Annotated in this window: 3 protein-coding genes; 2 read left to right on the top strand and 1 reads right to left on the bottom strand. The window is 44.8% G+C overall.

What is annotated here, in order from left to right:
* Together ACWA6V_RS21165 and ACWA6V_RS21160 are read left to right on the top strand one after the other, a co-directional pair.
* On the top strand, window positions 1–428 hold a 428-nt coding region (locus ACWA6V_RS21165; protein ID WP_449524335.1), incomplete at its 5' end, for a CPBP family intramembrane glutamic endopeptidase.
* A 125-nt stretch (window positions 429–553) separates the two neighbouring features.
* Window positions 554–1,057, top strand: coding sequence for an RDD family protein (locus tag ACWA6V_RS21160; protein WP_449524334.1), 504 nt, complete (start codon window positions 554–556; stop codon window positions 1,055–1,057).
* A gap of 97 nt (window positions 1,058–1,154) precedes the next feature.
* On the opposite strand, the gene ACWA6V_RS21155 is transcribed toward ACWA6V_RS21160, so the two are convergent.
* Complete coding sequence (locus tag ACWA6V_RS21155; protein ID WP_449524333.1) at window positions 1,155–1,730, bottom strand: TlpA family protein disulfide reductase; 576 nt, start codon at window positions 1,728–1,730, stop codon at window positions 1,155–1,157.
* Window positions 1,731–1,822 lie beyond the last annotated feature (92 nt).

Genomic DNA, 1,822 nt, shown 5'->3' with positions numbered 1-1,822 from the left:
GATGGATTTCTGTTTCACTGCTGCCTTTGGCGCCGCTATTAATCATCGGTGTGGCGATTCCAGTATTGGGTTTACAGCTGCAACCTAAGCCTATAGAGCAAATATTGATGGTTGTAGTAGTAAATCTGTTGATTACCTGCGTAGCTGAAGAAGTGTTTATGCGGTATTTATTTCAGCAGAATCTGCGCAATGCCATCGCAAGTTTTACGGCCAATCGCGCGCTGCAAGAAATTATTCCGCTCCTGCTGGTGACAGGGGTTTTTGTGGCGATTCATGCCGGCATTAGTGATGCGGCTATTTGGGTGTATGCGCTAGCGGGATTTTTGTATGGACTTAGCTACACCCTGAGCAAAAATATCCTCTACCCGATTGCGATTCACTTTCTGGTCAACCAAATCCACTTCTCCTTTTTGACCTATCCGCTTTAGTCTTTGGTGGCGGTTATGATGGTTTATATGCCTTCTCATATTCCCAATTTCTAGCTATAGTTCCCAAGCGTTACAAAAAACATGCAGGTTGATCCCTCCGAATAAAACAGAAGCAGGAGCTTTTTATGAGTGACAATAACGTTTACAGCACCCCGCAATCCCAGCTTGTCAATCAAGTCGATGACAGTGAAAAACCACTGGCATCCCGCTGGGCGCGCTTGGGCGCGTCGATTATCGATTCCATCATCATGATGTTTGTCGTTATCCCGGCGATGTATTTTACCGGTGGTTTTGACGGCATTATGGAAGGGCGCGAACCTGGTTTTGTGTATATGTTTAGCATGGGGATCGTCAGTTTTATTGTTTTCTTTGCGATCAATTATCGATTCCTGGTGAGCAATGGCCAAACCATTGGCAAGAAAGTATTGGAAATAAAAATCGTTGACCTCAATGGCAATGTGCCGCAATTCCAACCTCAATTGTTGATTCGCTATGCCGTCTATTTGTTGCCAGGCCAAATTCCGATGGTTGGTCAGCTCTTTAGTTTAATCAACGTGCTGTTTATATTCAGCGCCGAAAAACGCTGTATCCATGATCTGGTTGCAAAAACCAAAGTAGTGAAATGCTAATTTTTTGATTTGTGTTGATGTAAAAAAGGCGCAACGCCAGAGGTTGTTTTTCTGATTGTTGCGTCCTTTGTATTTCTGCAATAAATGGTGCGATTACCTATTTTCCTTTCAATAATACTTCCACTTCTTTTTGTACCTTTCCTGAATTATCAAATTGCGTAAATCGCCCGATTTCTTTGCCGTTGTTAAATACAATAAGCGTTGGATATTCATTGGCTTTCCAGTGGCGGAATTGCCGGTTGTTATCATCCATAGTGACTGTATAGGGAATGTTGAATTTCTTAATGTAGTCGGCCAGATCCGTTTGCTCCGTCCACAGGTGGGTGACATAAGCCGTTAATGGCAACTTGGGATTACTGCGGTAGAGTTTATCTACCAGTTGCAATGAGTTGGCGCAGTTGCTGGACATCTCCGGGTGAATATCTTTCATATACCAATCGCACCAGGTCGCAGTGAAGTACACCACTGCGATGCCTTTGGGTAAGGCAGTGATGGGCGCTATGTTAGTGGGTGTGGATGCAGTTGCTGCGGTTGGTGCATTGCTGGCGAGCTGGGCTAATTTTTCCGCGAGTTGTGCATCGTCTTTATAGGTGGTGTAAACCACATCGCCCTGCGCATTGATCAGTACATGAAAGGGTGTACCTTTAAATTCAAAATTACCGGCGTAAAACATCGCAATTTGAATGCGGGAATGCGCTGCAAGGTTCAGGCAGCGACGTCCTTTCGCCCGCTCATTTTTTCACTACCCGTACCAATACCGGCTCG

This window comes from Cellvibrio sp. (assembly GCF_053579595.1).
This window is presented reverse-complemented; position numbering and strand designations above follow the sequence as displayed.